At 46.7% G+C, this 25060-nt stretch carries 15 protein-coding genes; 7 read left to right on the top strand and 8 right to left on the bottom strand.

The window, feature by feature from the left end; translation table 11 throughout:
• The 3 genes from gpJ to ACWA5Z_RS12395 all read left to right on the top strand — a co-directional run bounded on the left by gpJ (position 1) and on the right by ACWA5Z_RS12395 (position 6343).
• Positions 1-5682: a TipJ family phage tail tip protein gene (gene gpJ, locus ACWA5Z_RS12385; protein WP_431052823.1), complete on the top strand. Its 5682-nt coding sequence runs from the start codon at positions 1-3 to the stop codon at positions 5680-5682.
• 67 nt (positions 5683-5749) lie between these two features.
• Positions 5750-6088, top strand: a complete 339-nt coding sequence (locus ACWA5Z_RS12390) for a hypothetical protein (RefSeq protein ID WP_431052825.1) — start codon at positions 5750-5752, stop codon at positions 6086-6088.
• A 117-nt stretch (positions 6089-6205) separates the two neighbouring features.
• On the top strand, positions 6206-6343 hold the full coding sequence (locus ACWA5Z_RS12395) for a hypothetical protein (protein ID WP_431052827.1): 138 nt from the start codon (positions 6206-6208) through the stop codon (positions 6341-6343).
• A 403-nt stretch (positions 6344-6746) separates the two neighbouring features.
• Here the strand turns inward: ACWA5Z_RS12395 and ACWA5Z_RS12400 are convergent, their stop codons facing one another.
• Positions 6747-7298, bottom strand: a complete 552-nt coding sequence (locus tag ACWA5Z_RS12400; protein ID WP_431052829.1) for an NAD(P)H nitroreductase — start codon at positions 7296-7298, stop codon at positions 6747-6749.
• Positions 7299-7401: 103 nt separating this feature from the next.
• Here ACWA5Z_RS12400 and sppA point away from each other — a divergent pair, with 103 nt between their 5' ends.
• A complete protein-coding gene (gene sppA / locus ACWA5Z_RS12405; RefSeq protein WP_431052831.1) occupies positions 7402-9264 on the top strand; it encodes a signal peptide peptidase SppA in 1863 nt (620 codons plus the stop codon).
• Between the two features lie 78 nt (positions 9265-9342).
• Here sppA and trxA read toward each other — a convergent pair whose 3' ends face one another.
• The 5 genes from trxA to guaB all read right to left on the bottom strand — a co-directional run bounded on the left by trxA (position 9343) and on the right by guaB (position 14829).
• Entirely contained in the window at positions 9343-9669 is a 327-nt protein-coding gene (trxA, locus tag ACWA5Z_RS12410; protein WP_449343107.1) for a thioredoxin, read from the bottom strand.
• A 198-nt stretch (positions 9670-9867) separates the two neighbouring features.
• Complete coding sequence (locus tag ACWA5Z_RS12415) at positions 9868-10860, bottom strand: 2-hydroxyacid dehydrogenase (RefSeq protein WP_431052833.1); 993 nt, start codon at positions 10858-10860, stop codon at positions 9868-9870.
• Between the two features lie 149 nt (positions 10861-11009).
• Complete coding sequence (gene guaA / locus ACWA5Z_RS12420) at positions 11010-12584, bottom strand: glutamine-hydrolyzing GMP synthase (RefSeq protein WP_431052835.1); 1575 nt, start codon at positions 12582-12584, stop codon at positions 11010-11012.
• Positions 12581-13267, bottom strand: coding sequence for an HAD family hydrolase (locus ACWA5Z_RS12425; protein ID WP_431052837.1), 687 nt, complete (start codon positions 13265-13267; stop codon positions 12581-12583). The genes guaA and ACWA5Z_RS12425 overlap by 4 nt, the downstream gene beginning before the upstream one ends.
• A gap of 98 nt (positions 13268-13365) precedes the next feature.
• Entirely contained in the window at positions 13366-14829 is a 1464-nt protein-coding gene (gene guaB / locus ACWA5Z_RS12430) for an IMP dehydrogenase (RefSeq protein ID WP_431052839.1), read from the bottom strand.
• 186 nt (positions 14830-15015) lie between these two features.
• Here guaB and ACWA5Z_RS12435 point away from each other — a divergent pair, with 186 nt between their 5' ends.
• Positions 15016-16137, top strand: a complete 1122-nt coding sequence (locus tag ACWA5Z_RS12435; protein WP_431052841.1) for a pyridoxal phosphate-dependent aminotransferase — start codon at positions 15016-15018, stop codon at positions 16135-16137.
• Between the two features lie 46 nt (positions 16138-16183).
• On the opposite strand, the gene ACWA5Z_RS12440 is transcribed toward ACWA5Z_RS12435, so the two are convergent.
• Positions 16184-16750, bottom strand: a complete 567-nt coding sequence (locus tag ACWA5Z_RS12440; protein WP_431052843.1) for a cytochrome b — start codon at positions 16748-16750, stop codon at positions 16184-16186.
• A 101-nt stretch (positions 16751-16851) separates the two neighbouring features.
• Positions 16852-18249, bottom strand: coding sequence for an exodeoxyribonuclease VII large subunit (gene xseA / locus ACWA5Z_RS12445; RefSeq protein ID WP_431052845.1), 1398 nt, complete (start codon positions 18247-18249; stop codon positions 16852-16854).
• 430 nt (positions 18250-18679) lie between these two features.
• On the opposite strand from xseA, the gene ACWA5Z_RS12450 reads away from it, so the two are divergent.
• Both ACWA5Z_RS12450 and ACWA5Z_RS12455 read left to right on the top strand, forming a co-directional pair.
• Positions 18680-20329: a ShlB/FhaC/HecB family hemolysin secretion/activation protein gene (locus tag ACWA5Z_RS12450; protein ID WP_431052847.1), complete on the top strand. Its 1650-nt coding sequence runs from the start codon at positions 18680-18682 to the stop codon at positions 20327-20329.
• Between the two features lie 52 nt (positions 20330-20381).
• On the top strand, positions 20382-25046 hold the full coding sequence (locus ACWA5Z_RS12455; RefSeq protein WP_431052849.1) for a hemagglutinin repeat-containing protein: 4665 nt from the start codon (positions 20382-20384) through the stop codon (positions 25044-25046).
• The last annotated feature ends 14 nt before the right edge of the window (positions 25047-25060 follow it).

Genomic DNA, 25060 nt, shown 5'->3' on the forward strand with positions numbered 1-25060 from the left:
ATGGGTGGTAAAAAAGGCGGCAGCGCAAGAACACCGGTAGAAGCGCCGGATACACTGAAATCAGCGCAAAAATTACGGCTTGTCGGGATTGCCAGCGTCGGTGAAATCCAAGGACCGGAACATACACTCAAAAACCTTTACTTTGACCGCACGCCGGTGATGAATGCGGACGGCAGCTATAACTTCAACAATGTCGAAGTGGAATACACCGTCGGCACGCAAGACCAAGATCCGTTAAAAGGCTTCAACTATTCTGAGAAAGAAATTTCTGTCGGCACCACAATCAAGAAAAATTTGCCGACCACGCGCACCATTACTGATAAAGATGTCAGCCGCTTGCGCATTACGCTCGGCGTGCGCAGTTTGTTTCAGCAAAAGGACAATGGGGATACTGTCGGATCGTCGGTATCACTGCTGATTAAATATGGCGATCTGAGCAAGCCGGTCATAATTGACGGCAAGAGCTCCTCGCAATACTTGCGTCACATCATGCTTGAAAATCTGCCGCCGGTGCCATTTCGCGTGACCGTCGAGCGACTGACAGAAGACAGCAAATCGCAACGCTTGCAAAATGAAACCTTTTGGGGCGGCTACACCGAAATCATTGACGCTAAACTGTCCTATCCGAACGTAGCGTTAGCCGGTTTCAGCTTTGACTCTCGTCAGATCAGCAATATCCCGGATATTACCGCACTTGATCGCGGCATGATTGTCAGCGTGCCGAGCAATTACGATCCGATTACCCGCAAGTACAATGGCTTTTGGGACGGCTCATTCGTCAGAAAGTTCAGTAACAATCCGGCTTGGGTCTTTTATGATGTTGTGACCCGTGCGGATATCGGCTTGGGCGAACGTTTGGGCGTGTACGGCTGCGATAAATTTGCGATGTATGCCATTGCGCAATATTGTGATCAGTTGGTGCCAGACGGTTATGGCGGCAAAGAGCCACGCATGACCTGTAATATCTGGCAAACCGAACAACGAGACGCTTATGACATTATTTATGACTTGGCGTCCATTATGCGCGGTATGCCGGTGTGGGACGGCTCTATGCTGACAGTGGTGCAAGATCGCCCTGGCGATCCGGTTTGTACTTATACACAAGCCAATACCGTCAGCGGCTTTAAACGTGCCTACTCCGCTCTCAAAGACCGTCACACGGCTGTTGAGGTGGAGTTTGCCGACAAAGATAACCACTATGAATCTACCGTTGAATATGTTGCTGATGACGCACTGATTGAGCGTTATGGCTACAACAGCAAAAAGGTGGTGGCATACGGCTGCACCAGCCGCGGACAGGCTCACCGCCATGGCAAATGGATTTTAGAAACTGAACGGCTTGAAGTTTGTACCATTACCTTTACCGTCGGCGCAGAGGGGTTACGCAATCTTCCGGGCGATATTATTGAAATCGCTGACAACCATTTTGCAGGCACGAATATCGGTGGCCGCGTTGAAAGCATTAATGGCATGACGGTAACACTTGATCGGGAAATTGATTTCACTGACGGAATTTACTTCTGCTATGCAGCGGTGATTGATAACGCTTTGGCAAGCAAAAAAATCAAAGTGCGGTCAGTCTCTGCAGATAAAAAAACCGTTACATTGGACTCTGCCCCTGCAGGACTTGAGCCGTTGCAACAATGGACGTTGAATCAAGCCAAGGTCAGCACACAACTCTACCGTGCGATCAATATCAGTGAAAATAGCGAAGACGGCACGTTTACCATTACTGCGCTGCAGCACGAACCGCAGAAAGAATCTATCGTCGATAATGGGGCGCATTTTGAGGCGCGCGAAACTACGTTGCACAGAATGCGCCCAGCACAAGTGACTCACAGTAGCATTGCTGCTGGCACCGACGGTATCATTTTGACATGGGAGCAGCCGACCATAATTGGCACTGTCACTTACGAAGTCAAACTTTATAAAGACGGAAAAGTGTACCGCACTTATACCGATTTGAAAGAGCCTAAATTGACTTTTGAGGGTTTGCCGGACGGTAGCTACACCGCCGAAATCCGCGCTAAAAATCAGCTGGGGCAATACTCTAACCCGGTTAAAAAATCGTTTGAAATTAATCTGACGATCACGGATTTGCGTACCACATCAGAGCTGATGGCGATCAACGTTGAATGGACGTTGCCAGTCTTGGCGACTGTCGGCAATGCTACAGAGATTTGGCACGCTCGTGAGCCGAATTTAAGTAGTGCGGTCAAAATCTCAACGTTGGCATATCCGGCGACAAGCTACGTTAAAGGCAATGTCGGACTATCGGAAAAGCACTATTTTTGGGTGCGTTTGACCGATAAAAACGGTAATAAAGGCAGTTTCACTGAGGCGGTTTTTGGCGAAGCGGATCACAATCCAGATAATCTCGTTAACTATCTCAACGGACAAATTACCGAGACCGCACTTGGTAAAGATTTGATCGCACAGTTGACCGGGTTTGAAAGCGGAATCGAGGGGCTTGGAAATGACCTTTTAGCGGAAACACGCAACAGATCCGCCCAAATTTTGGCAGAAGCACAAGCGAGAAGTCAGGCGATTGCCGCGGAAGCAACTAAACGCAGTGCGGAAGTCAAAGCGGCAGCAGACAAAGCGGCTAAGGATTTACTTGATAAAGCAAAAGAACTTGGCACACAAATCAGCACTGCCCAAAAAACAGCAGATAATGCCGTATCAACAACCACAACACTGACCGCAAAACTGGATAACTTGTCTGTTGGTGGGCGAAACTACTTCTTGAATACCGCCAATATCTCAAGAACTACAATCGGCAGATCGAGTATTGAGATTAGCCCGGATTTTCTTGAAGCGATTAACCGTGAAAAAGTCTTAACACTATCTGTCGATGCCGAGGTTGTCGGCGGTGTATTAGCAACAACAGGATATAACCGGATCATCACTGAGATTAGAGTGCGTTATGAAGATGGTACTATTCAATATCACGCTGCCGCCTTGGGTAACGGATCGGCACTCAACTACAAAGGTAGATTGTCTGTAACCTCTACTATTCAAGATAAAGTTGTCACCAGTGTTGACGCAGGCATGATTCAGATTGCCATGGCGTCTGCAACTAAGTTGTATATCGGTAAAGCTAAACTCGAAATCGGCAACCTTGCAACGGACTGGACGCCAGCGCCGGAAGACAATGAAAGCGCTATCGGTATTGTTGCTGCTGCAGTTGAATCTGAAAAATCTGCTCGCGCCGAAGCCGACAAAGCCGAAGCGAAGGCACGCGAAACCCTTGCCGGACGTGTCGGCAGAGCGGAAGCAGATTTGACCGAAGAAAAACGCATTCGGATCGAAGCAGACGAGGCTCAAGCGGCTGAAAGTAAAAAGTTAGGTGCACGACTTGGTACTGCTGAAAGTACGCTAACTAAGCTCAACGAAACGGTGACGAATAATCAGCGCTCGGCAGCAACACAGTTTACTGAGATGAATAGCAAGTTTGATAATCTGTCTGTTGGCGGGAGGAATTTATTGTTAAGTACGGGAAAACTAACCGATTCTAAACTATGGATTTTTTCTAAACACGCAAATCAAACTCAGGCAGAAATGCCAAGGACTGATGATACGTTAACATTAAAATCTACAAGTGCTTTTTGGGTTCAGTATTATCAGCGTTCTTCACAAAACGCCGTGTTGTCGAATGAGTTAATCCCGGGGAAAACTTACACGATTAGTTTTGAGGCAAAAGTAAATACTTTGACTGTAGGCTATATTCGTTTTTTTGTTCGTCAGTTTTTTACAGGCGGATACGACAATGTAGCCAAATACTTCACAGCATCAGAAGTGAATAAATGGGAGATGTTTAGCTATACATTCACTTTACAAGATAAGCACTCTGCTCATTTGTATTGGCAAGTTATTTTTGAAATCAATAACGCTACGCCGGGTCAGTATGAAGTTAGAAAGCTTAAGTTAGAACGTGGCAATGTCGCAACGGACTGGACGCCAGCACCTGAAGATACCAATGCAGCGATTATTGGGACTAACGCCAAAATCACCGCACTTGAAAGCACGGTTGCAACGGCTAATCAAGCCAGTGCGACACGTTTCGGCACTATCGAAGCCTCTCTCGGTGCAAGCGGAAACTTACTGCAAAACAGTGAGTTTTTATATCCTGATAATCGTAATGTTCCGGAGGGCTATACGCTAACAAATGCAAGCGGCATTACCGGCTACCACAATCTGAAAAATGCACAGTGGACATATGCGTTAAGAGATGAAGCGGTTTTCGGCATCCGTGATAATCGTACTAATGCCGAGAATCCAACAGGTGCAACCAACAGCTACGTTAATAGTATTGCAAGATTTCCGGTGCGTGCCGGGCAGATTTTACAATTTAGCTGTTATGTAACCGGTTGGGGCTTGCGAGCTAATTCGGGTGATTTGTTGTACTTAGATTTTCGTGGCAGCAACGGCACAACTGGCGTTAGCAAAACTCGGGTTAAGAAAGGTAATTACCGATACCCATCGAACATGACGACAATAGCGACAGGCAAATTTGGACGAAAAGCGGCCGCCGATGTTTATACATCAACCACGCAATTCGAACACTTTTATTTTAACGAAGTGATTCCGGATGGCGTAGATTTTGTCAATATTGGTATCGCAATTCGCTCTAATTTCGGCACCGATAGTTATTTGTTCTGCTGTCTGCCGCAACTGTGCGAAGTATCAAGTTTAGATGCACCATTAATACCGTACACACCGGGTTCAAGCAGCGCCAAAATCACGACATTGCAATCCGCTGTCGCAACAGACAAACAAGCAACCGCAACCAAAATCACCGCAATGCAATCATCGTTGAACAATGCAACAGCAAAAATCACCGATGTACAAAAAACGGTGGCAGATGTCGGCGGTAAGCTGTCGGCAACCCGCACGCTGAAAACCGAAGCTATCGCAGGCGGACGTACGGCAATTGCTGGAATCGCAATGGGCGCAACGGCGGATAACAAAACGGTTGAAAGCTCAGTGATTGTGATGGCGAACAAGTTCGGCGTCGTCAAAAATGCCAGTGACGGGAATGTTATCAATATGCTGACAGTGGTAGATAACAAAGTAGCGATTAACGGCAGCTTAGTTGCTAAAGACTCAATACTTGGTACGCATATTCGGGCGGGTCAGACGTTAACATCGCCAAATATTAACGGCGGACAAGCCACAATAGGTACGCTTAGAATTGGAAGTGACGGCAGCATTAACAGTAATAACGGTAATTTCTTAGTTGATAAAAATGGCAATGTGACAGCAAGATCGGGAACGTTTCACGGCACTGTGTACGCTCGGAATATTGTCGGCGATGTAGTTAAAGTTTACAGCTGTGGAAGAAACAAAATCATCGTTATCCCGGCAATGGATTTTAATCGTAGCGTTATCTCACTGCCGTTTAGGTTCTCCTCTAAAGGCGGAAGAAAAGGAGCGATTCTTGGTGACGAAGGTATTTATAAGAGCGGTTGGGCAAAGGTAGAAATCAAGATGAATGGAAATATCGTTTATAGTGATGAGGCAGCCGATGAAGTCGTTTTTGACGGAGGTTTTAAATATAACGTTCCTGCCGGTCAGCAAGTAACAGTGGAATATAAGACGGAGCAACGCTCGTCGAGCACATACAAAGGAACCTCTGCCGATTTCTCACCAGAAATTAATATGCTAGTGGCTAAAAATTAAGTGTCACAATCCCATATCCGCACCCACAAAGTGCGGTTTTTTATTATCAAAAACAAGGAAACTAACCATGAAATACATCGAAAAATCAATCGAAGACGAACAAACCGGCGCAACGTGCAGCTATCATGAAATCACTGGGCTTAACATTGATTTTATCAATAATAACGCGACTGTCGTTGTTGCTTGCTATGTCAGTGCAAAAGCAAAAGCGGCGGGTAAAAATGCGCTCTCGTTTAGCTCGTTTAACCTCAATCCGCTGCCGGAAGACCGCAACGCGGTCAGCTATGACTGGGCATTAACGCAGCTAATTCAAGCGCAGCCGGAAGATTTTACGCCGGAAGATTATCTGGGTTACATTAATCCGTATGCGTTAGCCAGTGGCAAAATCAAAGATACCGCTGCTTAAATAACCTCGGCGCATTGAGTGATATATCTCACTTAGTGCGCCAATTTTTTTGTTTTTGTGTGATATAAGTAATTTTATGAAAGTTATTATGGCGGGAGTTAAGAAAGGAAAATAGTTATGGGTGTAGTGGTAGGAGTTAAAGCAAATATGATTGGTGATATTTTTGGGGATCACAATATTCCCAGAACATTCCCAAAAAGAGCTAAAAAGAGGTATTTAGTTGATATTTTGAATGGAAAAACATATAGTGGATAGAAATGCAAGTCATTGAATTTTATGTGTTTTAAATTAAGTTCTTTTTATGTCAGATAGGACTTGAAAACCGGCGAGGGTTTACGCCCTCCGTGAGTTCGAATCTCACTTCCTCCGCCACTTTTCTGAATGAAGTCGTAAGTAATGGTCGCTAAATCAATAACTTACGGCTTTTTTATTTTCTGAAATTTCTTCCAGTTCATCATTCCCTGCTATGCTTTTTGAGAAGTCAGGCAACGAGTTTGACGAGATTTTGACTTGATTTGCGTAGGTCAGTAAATGCCCTGCATTCAAGTGCGCATACTTCTGAACTATATTGATAGCTTCCCAAGTTTAAGATAGTTGCCATACAAATCGGGAAAAGTGTTGATTTGAGCAGCAAAGTACGGTTTTTCTTGGAAAGTATTTATAGGTAACTCACATACTCCGTCAAATCATAGGTCTTGGCTTTTTCCAATTTTTGCTCCGCCGTGCCCATCATCACTAACGCAATGACTTTATCCTGTTCTTCGCAGCCAAAGGCTTGGCGCAGTTCCGCGCCGTCAATCCAAGGGCCGGTCACCCACACGTTGTCGAATCCCTGTGCATTTGCCGCCAATTGCATGGCGTAGGTGGCGCAGCCGGCGGTGAGCATTTGTTCCCAACCCGGTACTTTCGGTACGTCGGTGTTAATTTTGGCGATCACGGCAATAAACATCGGCACACGATGACTGACATCCTCGGCTTTTTTCTTGCGCTCTTCGCCCAAGCCCAATTCGTCAACCGCACTTTTTAATAAACGCTCTAATACCGCTCTGCCCTCTTTTTCAATAATCACAAACCGATACGGTGTTAAACGACCATGATCCGGTGCGTGCAGCGCCGCTTGTAAAATATTATCCAGTTGTTCACCTTGCGGTGCCGGTTCGACGAGTTTTTTATTTGAACGTCTGCTCAACAACAATTCCAAAGCATCCATTTTGATCTCCGTTTCGATTTTTACATTATTCTCAGCAAATTATTGTTACAATATACCCTATTTTTATCCAATTAAGAATTATTCTTTTTTAAAGGAGAATGGAATGCGTATCTTACTGAACCTCATTAAAACGCTGTGGCGCGGCTTATGTTTTATCCGCGATATCGTGATGAATGTGGTATTTCTATTGTTTGTTTTGCTTTGCCTGAGTGTATTCGGATTAGTTATGCAAACGTCATCATCACCTGAAATCGGTGAAGGTGCTCTCGTGCTGAATCTTGACGGTTATTTGGCGGACAATCGCCCGCAAAACAGCTTATTGAGCGCTTTGCATGAATTGGATAACCAACGGATTCCGCAACAAATTTCAACCTTTGATGTGGTCGGTGCGATTCAACAGGCGACTGATGATCCGCGAATCAAAGGGATTGTATTGGATTTGAATTATTTCAGCGGCGGCGATTTGCCGTCAATGCAGTTTATCGGCGAAGCCCTGAAACAATTCAAGCGGCAAAACAAACCGGTATATGCGTTTGCCCGCACCTATTCGCAGGCGCAATATTTGCTTGCCAGTTATGCCGATAAAATTTATTTAAACCAACTTGGCGAGGTCGGCATTGTCGGCTTGGCGCAAAATAATCTCTATTTTAAATCCTTAATCGACAAACTAAAGATTACCCCCCATATTTTTCGGGTCGGCACTTATAAAGCGGCGGTCGAGCCGTTTATGCGTGATAATATGTCAAACGAAGCGCGCGCTAATACCGCACTTTGGTTAAACCAAATGTGGCAAAATTATCAACGAATTATTGCGGAAAACCGAAATATTTCACCAAGTGCGGTCTTGCCCAACGCCGATGTCTTTTTAGAAAAACTGAAAGCCGTACAGGGCGACAGTGCGCAATATGCGCTACAACAAGGGTTGGTTGATGAAGTGAACAGTGATTGGGAAATTCAAAATCAATTGATTAAGCAATTCGGCTATGACCCGAATCAACACAGCTATAACCAAGTCGCATTTACCGACTATCTCGCCAGCCTGCCGGATCGCACCAACTACCTGAAGCAGGATAAGATTGCGGTCGTCAATGTGGAAGGCGAAATTGTGGACGGCATGAGTGATGACAGTGCCGGCGGCGACAGCATTGTGGCGCAGCTGCAAGAGGTATTCGATGATCATAATAATGTAAAAGCGCTGATTTTACGGGTTAATTCGCCGGGCGGAAGTGCGTTCGCTTCGGAATTGATTCGCCAACAATTACAACAAATCAAACAACAAGGGATTCCGATTGTGGTTTCCATGGGTGGCATGGCAGCGTCAGGCGGCTATTGGATTGCCGCCGAAGCGGATTATGTCATTGCCGATCCAAATACCATCACCGGTTCTATCGGCATTTTTGCGGCATTGTTTACCTTGGAAAACACCTTGAAAAATTGGGGAATCAACAGCGACGGCGTCAGCACCGGTCCGTTAAGCGAATTGTCTTTATTGCAAAAATTGCCGCCGGAAGCCAATCAAATGATCCAACTGACCATCGAAAACGGCTATGATAAATTTTTAACTTTAGTGGCTAGCGGGCGCAAGCTAAGCAAGCAGCAAGTGAATCAGATTGCGCAAGGGCAAGTTTGGCTGGGGCAAGATGCGTTAAACAAAAAACTGGTTGATGAATTGGGCGATTTTAACACTGCCGTTGCGGCTGCGGTTAAATTGGCTAATCAGTTGCAAGCCGAGGGCGAACCTCAATTTGAAACGTTACCATTACAGTGGTTTGTGGAAGAACCGCAAGGCTGGCTGAAGCAGATTCTCAGTCGCGGCAAGAGCGACGTACAAAGTGCGGTATTGAATTTCCTAGGTTTGGCTCCGCAACAAAACAAACAATTGAAAAACGCAATCGGGGTGTTAAAACAATTGAACGACCCGCGCGGACAGTATATTTATTGTCTGGATTGCAGTGTGAGCTATTAACCGCACTTTTATCCCAAAACACAAAAACCCTTGTGTGAAAACACAAGGGTTGGTTTTAAAGCCAATAATTAAGATTTATCAGGCAATGGCTTTTTCAATTAAGCTGATTAATTGGTTTTTCGGCAATGCACCGACTTGGGTTGCCGCCGGTTTACCTTCTTTGAATACCACCAATGTCGGAATGCTGCGCACCCCGAATTTTGCCGCAACTTGTTGGTTTTCATCAACGTTGATTTTAACCACTTTCACTTTACCGTCTAATTCGACTGCCACTTCATCCAAAATCGGGGCAATCATTTTGCACGGCCCGCACCAAGGCGCCCAGAAATCCAATACCACCGGGAGACTTGATTGCAAAACTTCACTTTCAAAGCTGGCGTCGGTTGCGTGTACTACTTCACTCATTTTATTTTTCCTTAGTTGGTCTGTTTCAGTTTGTTTAAGATAAGCACTTCCGAACTGATTTTCAAGCCGTATCGTTAAATAATCCTATAACTTGTTTACCCTTTTTATATAAAAACAATATAAAACAAAGAGTTAAATCAAGACACTCTTATCTATAAAATTAATTCGCATAAAATCAATATTTTAACACAATGAAGGTTATGCTTTAACTTCATTCGGGCTTTCAATGTTACGCACTAAATCGGCAATATTATGCAGTGTAACCTCAGCAATGCTGGTGATCGCTTCCTCGGTTAAAAATGCTTGATGTCCGGTCATCAGTACATTATGTGACGCTGCCAATAATGAGAACGTATCATCTTGAATCACATCGTTTGATTTATCCTCAAAGAACAAATCACGCTCATTTTCATACACATCAATGCCCAAGCCGCGAATTTTACGGGTTTTCAATGCTTGCAGCGCATCTTCGGTATTTAGCAGTGAGCCACGGCTGGTATTGACGATCAAGACACCGTCGCGCATTTTCGCAAATGCTTCACGATCGAGCATGTGGTGATTTTCTGCGGTTGCCGGACAATGTAAGGTGATGACATGGGATTGCGCGTACAGGGTATCCAAATCCACATATTCCGCGCCCAGTTCGACCGCACTTGGGTTGATAAACGGATCATGAGTCAGAATATTCATGCCGAAACCTTTCAGAATCCGCATGACCGCAATCCCGATTTTGCCACTGCCGATCACGCCTGCGGTACGCCCGTGCATATTAAAACCTATCAAGCCCTCGAGCGAGAAATTTGCGTCTCGCGTACGGTTATAAGCTTTGTTAATCCGACGGTTTAACGCCAACATCAAGCCGACGGTATGCTCCGCCACCGCTTCCGGCGAATACGCCGGCACCCGCACCACTTTCAACCCGAACTCTTTTGCCGCTTGCAAATCCACGTTATTAAAACCGGCGCAACGTAATGCCACAAATTTTACGCCAAGCTTAGCCAATGCTTGTAACACCGCCCGATTCGCCACATCATTCACGAAAATACAGACTGCGTCCGCGCCTTCCGCCATTTTAACCGTGCGTTCATTCAACAAAAAATCATAGAATTCCAACTCAAAACCGTACTTCACATTGACCAATTCCAAATAATTTTTGTCATATTTTTTGGTGCTATAAACCGCAATTTTCATCTTCTTTCTCCCCATTAATATTGGCATTCAATGTAACAAAATTTGATAAATTCAACAATAGTTGAATTTTGTAACCGCACTTTGTAGTTAATCATGCGCCAATTAACGAAAGCCTCAAAAAATCGAGGCTAATCATTTGATATAAAAGCTTATTCCCACTCAATCGTCGCGGGAGGTTTTCCACTTATATCATACACCACGCGTGAAATGCCGTTCACTTCGTTGATAATACGGTTGGAGATTTTACCCAATAAATCATACGGCAAATGCGCCCAATGGGCGGTCATAAAGTCGACGGTTTCCACCGCGCGAATCGAAACAACCCAGTCGTATTTGCGCCCGTCTCCCATGACGCCGACCGATTTCACCGGCAGGAATACGGTGAAGGCTTGGCTGACTTTATGATACCAATCGGCTTTGTGCAGCTCTTCAATGAAAATTGCGTCGGCACGGCGCAGAATATCGCAATATTCTTTCTTCACTTCGCCCAATACACGCACGCCCAAACCCGGCCCCGGGAACGGGTGGCGGTATAACATCTCGTATGGCAAGCCTAACGCCAAGCCGATTTTGCGCACTTCGTCTTTGAACAACTCTTTTAACGGCTCGACCAAGCCCAATTGCATGTAATCCGGCAAACCGCCGACATTGTGATGTGATTTGATGACATGCGCTTTACCGGTTTTCGAGGCGGCGGATTCGATCACATCGGGATAAATCGTGCCTTGCGCCAACCATTTCACATTGGTTTGTTTATGCGATTCTTCATCGAATACATCAACGAAAACTTTACCGATCACTTTGCGTTTCGCTTCCGGATCGGATACGCCCGCCAGCTCGTTAAGGAAACGATCTTCGGCATTGACACGGATAATATTCAAACCGAATTTATCACCGAACATCGCCATCACTTGCTCCGCTTCGTTTAAGCGCAACAAGCCGTTATCGACGAACACACAATGCAGTTTTTTGCCAATCGCACGGTGCAGTAAAAGTGCGGTCACGGAAGAGTCCACACCGCCGGACAAGCCTAAAATCACTTCGTCCCCGCCCACTTGCCGCTTAATCCGTGCCACCGCGTCTTCGATAATATTTTCCGCCGTCCATTCGGTGGCGCAACCGCAAATGCCGACCACAAAATTGGTTAATAATGCCAAACCGCTCTTGGTGTGCGTCACTTCAGGGTGGAATTGCACGCCGTAGAAACGTTTCTCTTTATTCGCCATCGCCGCAATCGGGCAGGAGTCGGTTGCGGCGGAAATCTCAAAGTGCGGTGGCACTTTAGTCACTTTATCGCCGTGGCTCATCCACACATCCAATAACGGCTGTTGTTGTGCTGACAAGGCATTTTGTAAATCTTTAAACAATCCGTTAGACTGTACCACTTCAACCGCCGCATAACCGAACTCGCGGTGATCGGACGTTTCGGTCAAGCCGCCCAACTGCATTGCCATGGTTTGCATACCGTAGCAAATCCCCAACACCGGCACGCCGGCATTGAACACATAGTCCGGCGCGCGCGGGCTGTCGTCTTCGGTGGTGCTTTCCGGCCCGCCGGACAAAATAATCCCGCTCGGATTAAACTCACGGATATCCTGCTCGGAAACGTCCCACGCCCACAGTTCGCAGTACACCCCGATTTCACGCACTCGACGGGCGATCAGTTGCGTATATTGCGAGCCGAAATCTAAAATTAAAATTTTATGTTGATGAATATTACTCATGCATTGTTCTCTACGGTTGGGGTGAATAGTGTTTTAATAATGGTTAAAATGTCCGTCATATCTTTGCCTTGATAATCCGCCAAAGACTGATCGATTGCCATACGGGTTTCTTCGTAAGCAATCACCGGAATACCGGCTTGTTTCGCCGCGATAATGCCGTAATAAGAATCCTCAATCGCCACCGCACGTTGTGCCGCTACCCCCAATTTTTGCAAGGTATATTGGTAAATTTCCGGGTGCGGTTTGCTGTGTTCAAACTGCTCGCCGCTGACAATCAGATCGAATTCATCAATAATGCCGCAAGCAGTTAAGATCCGCTGAATATGCGCCAAAGCAGACGATGAAGCTACCGCCAATTTAATCTTATTGGCTTTGGCATACTGAATAATCTGCTTAATCTCTTGGCGAAAAATGGTTAAGTAATCAATAGGATCGAAAATATTATGGAAAAAGACCAAATAGCGTGCGCGAATGTCGTCTAACGGCAACGAAGAACCGCTCAGTCGTTGCATAATCTCAGGAATATCTTTCAGTGATTTACCGGCAACCTGCGAATATTCCTGATGGCTAATCTCGCGATCATGTTCTTGAATGTCGCGAATAAACGTTTTTTGCAACGCAAATTCGACATATTCACTATCAACAATCACACCGTCCATATCAAAAATAATCGCTTGTAGCATTTGAGTTGTCCTTATTGCGTGAAACATTCGCTCATTTTATCGCTCACCTTTCCGCTCAGTACAATGAGCGGAAAGTGATTAAGGCGCTGTATTAGACATTAACCCATACGATAATTCGGGGCTTCTTTGGTGATCGCCACATCGTGCACATGGCTTTCTTTAATGCCTGCGCCGCTGATTCTGACGAATTCCGCTTTGGTACGCAGTTCTTCAATCGTGGCACAGCCGGTTAAGCCCATACATGAACGTAAGCCGCCCATTTGTTGGTGAATGATCTCTTTCAGAAAACCTTTATACGGAATACGCCCTTCGATCCCTTCCGGCACCAGTTTATCGGCGGCATTATCCGATTGGAAATAGCGGTCGGACGAGCCTTTGGTCATCGCGCCCAATGAACCCATACCACGATAAGCCTTGAACGCTCTGCCTTGATATAGCTCGATTTCGCCCGGCGCTTCTTCCGTGCCGGCGAACATCGACCCCATCATCACGCAGGACGCTCCGGCGGCAATCGCTTTTGCCAAATCGCCGGAATAACGGATCCCGCCGTCGGCGATTACCGGAATGCCGCGCCCTTGCAAGGCTTCGGCAGCGTCGGCAATCGCCGTGATTTGCGGCACGCCAACACCGGTGACGATCCGGGTGGTACAAATTGATCCCGGTCCGATCCCGACTTTAACCGCACTTGCACCCGCGTCAGCCAACGCAATCGCGCCGGCGGCAGTGGCAACGTTACCTGCCACAATCGCGAGATCCGGATATTTGGCACGGGTTTCACGCACCCGTTGCAACACGCCTTCGGAATGCCCGTGCGAAGAATCGATCAGCAACACATCAACCCCGGCTTCAACCAAGGCGGCGATCCGCTCTTCATTGCCCGGGGCGGCGCCGACCGCCGCACCGACACGCAAACGCCCGAATTTGTCTTTACAGGCATTCGGTTTGCTTTCGGCTTTTTGGTAATCTTTCAGGGTGATCATGCCGACCAGTTTGAATGCGTCATCAACCACCAGCACTTTTTCAATGCGGTGGGCGTGCATTAAGGAGAAGGCTTCTTCGCGCGGCTCGTTTTCTTTCACCGTGACCAAGCGCTCTTTCGGAGTCATCACCGAGGTAACCGGGCGATCGAGATCGGTGACAAAACGCACATCACGTCCGGTCACAATTCCGACCAACTCGCCGCTTTCGGTGGTGACCGGATAACCGGCAAACCCGTTTTTCTTGCTCAACACTTCCAAATCACGCAAGCTCATGTCAGGGCGAACCGTGATCGGATCGCTCACAATCCCACTCTCAAATTTTTTCACACGACGCACGCGATCGGCTTGGCGTTCGATACTCATGTTTTTATGAATAAAGCCGATACCGCCCTCTTGTGCCAGAGAAATTGCCAGTTTTGCTTCGGTAACGGTGTCCATCGCCGCCGATAACACCGGAATATTCAGGCGAATGTCTTTAGTCAGTTGGGTAGATAAATCAGCCGTATTCGGCAGAACGGTAGAATGGGCGGGAAGCAGTAACACATCGTCGAAGGTCAGGGCTTCTTTGGCGACTCTCAGCATTGCAATATCTCTCTTTTTTGAAAGGGTGGAAAAAATGAAGGTAAAAATATTGCGCTTGGATTATACAGATCTTCACTCGAATTGTGAATTTTTTATTTTGCTTTTTTCGCTGTTTTGCACTTGAGCTCACTCGGGTATTACCGTAGCATGACAACAATTTTTTATGTGTATTTTAAGGGGAAAATCATGCGCTATGACAAAATGAGTGCGTTTATTGTAATGGATATTGTGCGTGAGGCGGGCAAATATCCGAATGCCATTCATTTTGAAATCGGACAGCCTGATTTGCCACCGTCGCCGAAGGTGAAAAATGCACTGCAAAGTGCGGTTGAAAATAACCACTTCAGTTACACCGAAAGTTTAGGCTTGCGCGCCCTGCGTGAAAAAATCTGCCGGCATTATCAGACCACCTATCAAGTCACGATAGCCCCCGAGCGCGTGCTGCTCACGCCCGGCACCAGCGGCGCGTTTCTTATCGCTTATGCGCTGACCTTAGCCAAAGGCGAAAAATTGGGGCTGACTGATCCCTCCTATCCGTGCTACAAAAATTTTGCCTACATGATGGAAGTCGAACCGCACTTTATGCCGGTGGACAAAAGCAGTTGCTATCAATTAACCGTGCCGCAGTTGCAAGCGCAATCTGAAAAAATCCGTGCCTTACAGATTTCTTCGCCGGCAAACCCGACCGGCAATATTTACAGCGCCGAAAATCTGCAAGCCCTCAATGACTATTGCCGCCGACATCAGATTGCTTTTATTTCCGACGAGCTGTATCACGGTTTGGTCTATGAAGAGCACGCCGCCACCGCACTTCAATTCAATCCTGACGCCTATGTGATCAACGGTTTTTCCAAATATTTCTGTATGCCGGGCGCGCGCTTAGGTTGGATTATCGTGCCGGAACACAACGTGCGCGAGGCGGAAATTATTGCGCAAAATATCTTTATCTGCGCCCCGAGTTTGAGCCAATACGGCGCATTGGAAGCCTTTGATAACGCCTATTTAGACCAAATCCAAATCACGTTCCGCCAGCGACGGGATTATCTGTATAACGAATTAAAACAACTCTTTACCATCGAGTTTAAACCGCAAGGCGCGTTTTATCTGTGGGCGGACGTGTCGCGTTACACCGATGACAGCTACCAATTCGCCAAAGACATGCTGGCTGAAATCCAAGTCGCCACTACCCCGGGAATCGACTTCGGCACAAACGGCACAAAGCACTATTTACGTTTCGCCTACACCCGCGAAATTGCGCATATGCGTGAGGGAATCGAACGGTTGAAGCGGTGGTTAAAAAACAAATAGCACTAAGGGTAGCTGCCTGCTACCCTTTATCGCTTATCAATTCATTTTATGCGTTATTCTTAAAACCCAGCATGCGTTTTAAGGTGTTATCTTTGTCGATGACGTGATGTTTCAATGCACCGGCAATGTGTAACAAAATGGCGCCCAGCATAATCGGCAGCAAACTTTTGTGAATTTCATTGGCTACGCCGGCTAAAGTACCATTGACTGCCTCACGTTTTCCATCCACTAAATTGGCGGAAATCAGATCTAAGCCGAACAGCTGCAAACCTTGTCCGCCGCCGTAAGACATCAGCATGCCTGAGATCGGGAACGCCAAGGTGCCGAGAATTAAGATCCAATGGATCAATTTTGCCAGTATTTGTTCCAAACGATTATGCTTGCCGGTCGGTTGCGACCAACCGTTTTTCCAACGCCACAACACGCGGATCACAATGAAAATAAAGATAAAAATGCCCAAGGATTTATGCGTCGGGTATAAGTCGTAACTTGCGGTTTCGCCCATATATACGCCCAACGCCATTAAACCGATGATGAAAATCGCAATCAACCAATGGAGTGATAACGTGATATGTGAGAAACGCTCCGGCGTATCTTTCATTTTTGAAGCCATAAAAATTCCTAACTGTGTTAATAAAACGTAAATTCGGCGCACATTGTAATGCGCTTTGCGTGCAAAATATAGCGGAATTTGCTTAAGAATTGCTTAAGCCTTTAGCGCAAAATTTTAACCACCCGACTTAACACTGCCCCTTGACTAAATCGGGTTAGTAACTGATCATTCAATTCTAGTTGACTGCTGGCGGTAATCGCTTTACCGGCTTGGTTTTGCGAAATCGAATAACCGCGCGCCAACACATTCAATGGGCTGAGGCTGTTTAATTGCGAACACAGTTGCGCCAGTTGATGACCGTCGGTCAATAAGATTTTCTCGATTAAACTGCGCAACCGCACTTGCTGTTGTTGCAACTGCTGTTGCTGCCGCCCGATTCGATACGGTAATGGATTTTGCTGTAAACGCTGTTGCAGATTCACATAATGGTGGCGTTTAGAATCCAATTGGCGTTGAATGCCATGACTCAGGCGTTGCTGCATAAATTGTGTGTGTTGCCGTTGCTGATCCAAACGACGTTGAATCGCCTGTTCCAAGCGTGCGATGATTTGCCGGGTTTGTTGCCGTTGCAGCTGTAGTTGTTTGCTCGGGTGTTGTTGGTTCAGGCGAAGATTCAGCCGTTCCCATTGCTGTTGTTTACGGCCGAACAGGCGATCAAAGGCGATTTCCAGATGTTGTTGGCGGTATTGTAGCTGCTGTAACAATTCGCGCTGATCGCGGCTCACCAACTCTGCCGCCGCCGATGGTGTCGGCGCGCGCAAGTCGGCAACAAAGTCGGCAATCGTCACGTCGGTTTCATGCCCCACCGCGCTGATAATCGGAATGGCGGAGGCAAAAATCGCGCGTGCCACCGCTTCTTCGTTAAAGCACCACAGATCTTCCAACGAACCGCCGCCACGTCCGACGATCAACACCTCCACCTCTTGACGGCGGTTTGCCAGTTCGATCATCTGCGCAATCTCTGCCGTTGCCTCTTTGCCTTGCACTTGTGTCGGGTAGATCACCACCTCCAAACTGGGATCACGCCGTTGCAACACCTGCAAAATATCCTGTAATGCCGCCCCGCTTTTTGAGGTAACCACGCCGACTCGACGGTTAAAGTGCGGTATCGGCTTTTTCAACTGTTGCGCAAACAACCCTTCCGCCGCCAGTTTTTGTTTCAGTTGTTCAAATTGTTGTTGCAGCAAGCCGTCACCTGCCGGTTGCATACTGTCGATAATCAGTTGGTAATCGCCACGCGGTTCATACAAGCTCACCGACGCGCGCACCAGCACTTGCATTCCGTTTTGCGGGCGAAAGCCGACGCGCAAATTTTTCATGCGGAACATAGCGCAGCGCACTTGCGCGTTTTCGTCTTTGAGGCTGAGATACCAATGCCCTGAAATCGGTTGGCTGAAATTGGAAATTTCCCCCGTCAGCCAAATATGCCCAAGTTGCCCTTCGAGTAGCAAGCGCGCGGTGTGGTTCAGTTGACTGACGGAGTAGATAGTTTCTTGCATGAGGTTACCTGTCTTTTCTGTATCGTGCCAGCCTACAGTTTAACTGGAATTCGTAAAAATTACCTACGGCTTTCAAGCAAACATAAAGATAAAAACACACTTCAAGTATCAAAAATACAGTTTACACTCCATTTCGATCATAATTTACGCACCAATTAAAGTAATGATAAGTAATATCATTTATAATTTGTGAAATGGCTCACAAATTTACGCTTTAAAATCTAGTCTTACTGTGTTCTCTTTATATAATCCGTTTTTCTATTATCCCGCTTTATGAATATCTTTTCTATTTTTTGCAAATGAAACAAGTAACGATATGAAATTATATTCTTTGTAAATTATATTGCTAATGGTGCAACAGGGCGTACCATGCAAGGAAAAAAATAATCATTAGTCATTATTTTCTATTGATTATTTCTCAGAGGTAGTTGTGTTATTTGCATTTAAGAAAAAGAAAAAATCCCCTTGGCTCACTTATTCCGTATTACTGCTTGGATTACCATTGAGTTTTGCGGCACAAGCAGTAAACGAACACGAACAACAGCTGCGCGAAAGTGAGCGGGCTATTCAGCAAAAAATTGAAGAAAACCGCTATCAGCAATTATCACCGCATTCGCCGTCCGGTATCACAAGTGAAGAAATCCCGCTTTCCGAGGCATGTTTGCCATTAAATGGGCTTCAATTATCCGGTATCAGCTTATTAAAAGAACAAGATTTAGCCGGATTATCGCCGATTCCGGCGGATTGTATTAGCGATAGTAACGTGAATCGCCTCATTCGCGAAATCACTCAGCGTTATCTAGACAAAGGTTATATTACTGCAAGAGCGGTTTTTGCCCCGTTGGACGAAAATAATACGTTGCGCCTGCATTGGGTCGAGGGCGTATTAGAAGCGATAGAAAGTGAGGATCACACTATCGCCCTTGATTATCTCTTTCCAAATCTGATTGGGAAGCCACTAAACATCCGTGATTTAGATCAAGGGCTGGATCAGCTCAACCGTTTGCAGTCACATCATGCAACTCTGGATATTTTACCGGCAACGCAATTTGGCGGCTCAATTGTCCGCTTACGCAATCAAACCAAATCGCCCTACCGTGTAACGCTTTCTCTAGATAACTATGCCAGTCGGCAACATGGACGCTTGCAGGGTCAACTCGGCTTCAGCATTGATAACCTTACCGGGCGGGCCGATTTTTTAGCCTTGAGCTATGGACAACCGCTCACGAAAAAAGCCGAAAATAATAACCGCACTTACAGCGCATTATATTTGATTCCTTATGGTTATTGGACTGCAAGCCTATTCGCCTCTCAAGCAGAATCCGCCACTCGCCTACCGCTATCCGGCGCACGTTATCAAGGCGCAAGCCGCCAGCTTGGTTTTCGTTTGGATCGCGTACTAAACCGCCACCAAACGCATATTATTACTTTGAGCAGCGGATTGAGCCACAAGCGCAGCCAAAGTGAATTACTCGGTTATCGCCATCCTGATCAAAACCTACGCTTAAGCATCGCCGAACTGAATTTGGATTACCTAAAATTGATAGGCGAGCACACCATTAATGTCAATATCGGCGTGCAGCGCGGTTTGGGGATCTTCGGCGCAACAAAAGCCACATCCGAACACCTGACTGAACCGCACTTTAACAAATGGAGCTTGAATGTTAATTGGCACTATCCAATAAATACGCTGCGATTCCATCACCAGATTGTCGCACAGTATTCGCCGCAGCGTTTGCCCTCAGTGGAAACGCTTGAGCTCACCGGGCGCAACAGTGTCCGCGGATTTGATTCATTCAGTTTCAGCGGCGACAGCGGTTGGCTACTACGCAACAATATCTCTTATCCAATCCATTATCGCACCCTGCAACTTTCCCCCTATGCGGGATTGGATACAGGGCGACTTTTTAACCGACACGGCAACAATGCTTGGCAAAGTGCGGTCGGAACAAGCTTTGGGATTCACTTGCGCTATAAGCAGCTAAGCGGATCTTTTTCTTTTGATCGCGGTTGGTTTGTGTCGTCACCCGTGCGCCAAAATGAAAGCCGTATGTTAGGCAAAATTACACTCTCTTTTTAAGAGATGCTTTTTAACAATCCTATTTATAATTATCACCTTAAAGGAAAAGAAAATGCGATCATTTAAGTTATCATTCCAAGGGAAGCTCAGTTGTACGCTCAGCCTAGCCTTGTTAGGCGGCATGACATCAGCGCTTTCTCATGCTAATCAACAAATTATTGGCGGCGGCAATCACGCACCAACAACGATTACGACCGCAACAAACGGCGCCGCGGTGATCGATATTGTTCGCCCAAATCCACAAGGGCTATCACACAATACCTACGATAAATACAACGTTGATACCGCCGGTGCGGTATTGAACAACTCGCTCAACGACGGCAAATCCGTACTCGCCGGTGAGCTGAAAGCCAACCCGAATCTAACGCCCAATCAAGCCGCAAAAGTCATTTTAAATGAAGTCGTCAGCCGCAATCCTTCATTATTATTAGGGCAACAAGAAGTTTTCGGCATAGCCGCAGATTATGTGTTGGCAAACCCTAATGGTATCACCTGCGACGGCTGTGGGTTTATTAATATCCCCCGGGCTTCAATGGTGGTCGGCAGTGCCGAAATCGAACAAGGCAAAATCAAAAACCTGCGCACCGCTGCGCAAGGCAACAATAACAGCCTGACCATTAAAGAAAAAGGCATTTCCGGCAGCGATGTATTAGATTTAGTCGCACCGAAAATCACCGCCTCCGGCAAAATTCAGGCCAAACAAGAGATCAACAGCTACACCGGTCGCAACACCGTTGATTATGAAAGCAAAAAAGTGACAAACCGCCACAATAAAGAAGCGGGTTTAGACGGTTACTATGTCGGTGGCATGCAAGCCGGGCGTATCAATATTGTCAGCACCGGCGCAGGTAACGGCGTGAATCTCAGCGGTGATATCCAAACCGCGACGGGCGACGGGTTGAATGTGAATGCAACCGATGTGATCAATTTTGTTGCTGCCGATATTAAAGGCAATGTGAAAGCCATCGGACAAGATGTCAACCTAGATGGCAAACTCGTTGAACAGACAAAACACCGCGAGCGAGACGGCAACTATTCGGCTTATTATGGCGCAAGCAAAAAGCGTAATGAGCAAGAATCGCAACAGTGGAAAAAAACTGAAATTCAAGGGGATAACGTCGTATTGGCGGCAAAAAACAGCGTCAATGCCAATGCTGCCGCTATTCAAGCCAAATCCTTACAGATTGTCGGCAGAAAAGTGGATTTAACCACACAAAAAATCAAAGATAAAGACACGGAGATCGACCACAACTGGAAATATTCTTGGGAATACAATCAAACCAAAGTCAAACACAACGAAAAACAAGAGGGCAACCGTTTTCGAGCCGACGATGTTTCCATTCGTGCGACGGCTGATGATCTCAATATCAGCGGAAGTTTAATCGAAGGGCACGATAAATTGCTGCTCAAAGCCGATAAAGGCAGTGTTCTCACTCACGGCAGTGTTGAGAAACAAACCAGCGTTGATAGCGGTAATAAACGAAACCATACCGCAGCATTGGAAACCGGCAGTTGGAATATCACCAGTGAGAAAGAACATCTGCATAAAACCGAACTGGCGAGTAATGGCAAAATCGGCATTTCAGCGGCAAAAAATGTCGAACTCAGCGGCACGAATCTGAATGGCAGTGACGATATTTTATTACACGCCAACGGCAAAGTGATTATCGGTTCACAACAGATCAACAATAACAAAGTAGTGCGTGATAACCAAACCTACTGGGGCGGCATTGGCGGCGGTTATGACAAAGACAATAATCACAGTGATAAATTGCAGATTGCTTCTGAAATCAATGCCAAAGGCATTGTGGTCGTCAGCGGCGATCAGGGCGTGCAAGTCACCGGCAGCCATATCGTCGCCGCTAAAGGCGGTTATGCGCAAGCCAGCCAAGGCGCAATCCGTGTTGATAATGCCACCGATTTCAGCCATAACATTATCGATCAACGTAATGGAACGGTGTTTAATATCACCAAAGATTCCCAATCTATCAATGAAACCAGCGAGAGTGCTAAACAATCGGAATTAGTCTCTAACGCCAAATTTGCACTGATCGCCAATCAAAACATTGATGTGATCGGCAGCGTGGTTAAAGTGGCGGAACAGCTCAATCTCACCGCCGTCGGCAATATCAATATCGCAGGCGCACAACAGAACTTAGATCGCCAAAGCAAAACCACTGAGCTGAAAGGCACAGCCTATGCCAAACAAGACGGAGATAAGCAATATCGTGCCGGTGTCGGTTTGGAAATGAATTCGACCGCGGAAGCACGCAGCGAAACCAACCATGTTGCCAGTTTAGTACAAAGCGGCTCGCTGAAGATTGACAGTAAAAACGATGTCAATATTAAAGGTTCAAAATTAAAAACCGGCAACGGCGATGCAACCATTAACGCCGAGAACATCCATATCACAGCGCAACAAAATACCACTGTCGTCAATAGCGAAAGTCGCACCGCCGGTTTCGGCGTCTATGCCGGTGGCGGTATGGATCGGGTGACGGTCGGTTTAGAAAGCGGTTTTAACAAAACCAATGTTGAAAAAGAAAGCACAACGGCACTGGAATCGGCTACTGAAATTGCCGGCAATCTACAGCTAAATGCCAAAAACAGGTTGCAATATGAGGGCGGTCGCCATCAAGTCGCCGGCTCCCTCACTGAAACGGCAAACACGATCCAACGCCAAGCCGCAAGTAACGGTGAAAAATCGACCACCACCACCGTCACGTTCAATCATGATGTCGGTACGGGTATCGAACTCAGCGGCATAACTCGTCCAATCGAAAAAGCGGTGAACAACCTTGCCGACGGTAGCCCGGTCAGCGCATTTTCCTCTATCGGCGGCGTCGGTGCGCCGAATGCCGGTGTCACCATGAAATTCGGCGGCGGCAAAAAAGTCGAAAACCTCGACAGCAGCCAAGCCAAAGTGACGCAAATCGAAGCGAGCAGCGTGAACGCCACGGCGGATCGTATTCATGACCAAGCCACACGCTATCAAGCCACAGAGGGGGCGATCACCTTAAACGCGCAAGAATATGCCAACGTCGCGGCAGAAAACCGCAAAAATGTGACCGTTAGCGAAGACAAAGGTGAAGCGAGTCTCAGCGTTGCCACTTCTACCGGTAAAGACGTCACCATCACCGCCAAAGGCAAAGGCGGACACAGCGACAGCCGTGAATATAGCAGTGAAGCCGTTATCGGCGGATTTAACGCCGTTGATAATATTGATATTAATGCGGCAAAAGGCATTGTGTTAGAAGGCAATAAAATTCATAGCGACAATGGCGGCTTCACCCTGAACAGCAACGGCGATGTTAAATTAGTACAAGCCAATAATGTTAAAGAAAGCAGTGCAAACGGCTTTAATCTGGATTTAAGCGTCTCGGCCGGCATGAGCAAAAGCAGTAAATCCGGCTCGGGCGGTTTAGGCGGCGGCGCAAATAATCAGGATGCCCAATCCATTACCGCAACCGCGGGAGAAATTGCGGCGAAAAACATCAATCTGAAAGGCAAAAACGTATTACTGCAAGGCATGAGCGGCAAGACCGGCAATCTGACTATCGAGGCGGATGAAAGTGCGGTTATCACGGCTGCACAAGGTTCAAGCCGTGAGCAAGGTTTAGATTGGTCAGTCGGGATCGGCGGTGGCGGTGGCTCAACCTCCGGCGATAAACCGGCGCAAAACGGTTCGCTTAAATTGAATGTCGGCGTTAAAAAAACCGACCAAGCCGCGATCAACTATCAAGCGACGGATTTAAAAGCCGATAATATTCAAATCGGCGCTAACGGTAAATCGGACAAGGCCATTCACATCGCCGGCAGCAATTTGAGTGGAGATAACGTTGATTTAAAAGCAAAAAATGGCAGTATTGTGATTGAATCCCTCACCAACCGCGAACACAAAGATAACCGCAACGTCAGCTTGGGCGGCAACGGTAATCTCAAAAAAGTGAGCGGTGAAGACAAAACCACACAAGACGGCACCGCCACCTTATCCATCGCGTTGGATAACAAAGAAAAAGCCGAGCAAATCAACAGTCAAGTCAAAGGCAAAACCGTCGCCCTGACCAGCGGAGGCAATTTAACCGTTGCCGGCGCAAATGTGAAAGGCGAACGAGTCGACGCCAATATCGGCGGTAATTTGACGGTGGAAAGTCGAAAATCATCGGAACAATCCCTGACCTTTAATTTGGATCTCAATGCGACAAATGCACAAAATAACGGCGCATTGACCAGTGTGATGAAAGCGGTTCCGTCCACTGAAAAAACCGATGCGGTAAAAGATAAAGTCACGGGGGCGGTTAATTCTGCGGCAGAAAATGCCGGATTCGCCAAACACAATCCGGTGACCGGCAAAACGGCTAAACCATCGTCGTTAACGGTATCCGGCAGCCTTGTGCAACAAGATGAAGTGGTGAATGTTTCCGGTATCCACGGGGATGAGTTGAATGTCAAGGTAAAAGATCATGTGCAGTTAAACGGCGCAAATTTAACCGGCAATAACCGACCAAATGTCGAAAGTGCCTCGGTCGGGGTAAGCAATATCGAGGGTCATCACAATCGTTACCAAGGTAACGTGATTATCTCGAATAATATCCCGCTCTTAATTCAAGAAGGGGTGAAGGATTTGAAAGACGGTAAATTCCCGTTAATCAACGGCAGTATCAGCCAAAAATCCAACACCGCCGTCGCTGAAATTAAAGAGATTGGCAAACGTTAATTTAACGCGTTAAG

It is taken from the genome of Testudinibacter sp. P80/BLE/0925, from assembly GCF_053570785.1.

What these genes read in the sequence shown, in the direction of transcription:
- gpJ (WP_431052823.1), top strand. Translation starts at nt 1, where the DNA reads ATGGGTGGTAAAAAAGGCGGCAGCGCAAGAACACCGGTAGAAGCGCCG.
- ACWA5Z_RS12390 (WP_431052825.1), top strand. Translation starts at nt 5,750, where the DNA reads ATGAAATACATCGAAAAATCAATCGAAGACGAACAAACCGGCGCAACG.
- ACWA5Z_RS12395 (WP_431052827.1), top strand. Translation starts at nt 6,206, where the DNA reads ATGGGTGTAGTGGTAGGAGTTAAAGCAAATATGATTGGTGATATTTTT.
- ACWA5Z_RS12400 (WP_431052829.1), bottom strand. Translation starts at nt 7,298, where the DNA reads ATGGATGCTTTGGAATTGTTGTTGAGCAGACGTTCAAATAAAAAACTC.
- sppA (WP_431052831.1), top strand. Translation starts at nt 7,402, where the DNA reads ATGCGTATCTTACTGAACCTCATTAAAACGCTGTGGCGCGGCTTATGT.
- trxA (WP_449343107.1), bottom strand. Translation starts at nt 9,669, where the DNA reads ATGAGTGAAGTAGTACACGCAACCGACGCCAGCTTTGAAAGTGAAGTT.
- ACWA5Z_RS12415 (WP_431052833.1), bottom strand. Translation starts at nt 10,860, where the DNA reads ATGAAAATTGCGGTTTATAGCACCAAAAAATATGACAAAAATTATTTG.
- guaA (WP_431052835.1), bottom strand. Translation starts at nt 12,584, where the DNA reads ATGAGTAATATTCATCAACATAAAATTTTAATTTTAGATTTCGGCTCG.
- ACWA5Z_RS12425 (WP_431052837.1), bottom strand. Translation starts at nt 13,267, where the DNA reads ATGCTACAAGCGATTATTTTTGATATGGACGGTGTGATTGTTGATAGT.
- guaB (WP_431052839.1), bottom strand. Translation starts at nt 14,829, where the DNA reads ATGCTGAGAGTCGCCAAAGAAGCCCTGACCTTCGACGATGTGTTACTG.
- ACWA5Z_RS12435 (WP_431052841.1), top strand. Translation starts at nt 15,016, where the DNA reads ATGCGCTATGACAAAATGAGTGCGTTTATTGTAATGGATATTGTGCGT.
- ACWA5Z_RS12440 (WP_431052843.1), bottom strand. Translation starts at nt 16,750, where the DNA reads ATGGCTTCAAAAATGAAAGATACGCCGGAGCGTTTCTCACATATCACG.
- xseA (WP_431052845.1), bottom strand. Translation starts at nt 18,249, where the DNA reads ATGCAAGAAACTATCTACTCCGTCAGTCAACTGAACCACACCGCGCGC.
- ACWA5Z_RS12455 (WP_431052849.1), top strand. Translation starts at nt 20,382, where the DNA reads ATGCGATCATTTAAGTTATCATTCCAAGGGAAGCTCAGTTGTACGCTC.